Annotated in this window: 1 pseudogene; it reads right to left on the bottom strand. The window is 36.1% G+C overall.

The features are described 5' to 3' along the window. Positions 1-119, bottom strand: a pseudogene (locus LZD48_RS19300) (ATP-binding protein); the annotation flags it as partial. Positions 120-255 lie beyond the last annotated feature (136 nt).

The raw sequence follows: 255 nt of genomic DNA on the forward strand, positions 1-255 counted from the left end.
TCGGAGTAAGTTAATCCCTTTGATTCAGCTTCTCTAAGCATGCTTGGTAGTTCCTTTGCTGTTTCTGCTAATCTTAAAGCTCTACATTTTTCTTGTAGCTCCTGATAGAATTCTGTCATCTTATTTACCTCCTTGAAGAACATCTAAGTAGATATCTTGATTACGCTCTGGAGCTACGATATCCTTATATTTTTCATTGATTACTTCTTCATGAGGCAAGTCTCTGTAACCTTCGATTTCTAAAGAAATCGCAAT

Source organism: Oceanobacillus alkalisoli, assembly GCF_021556485.1.
Lineage (GTDB): Bacteria > Bacillota > Bacilli > Bacillales > Amphibacillaceae > Oceanobacillus > Oceanobacillus alkalisoli.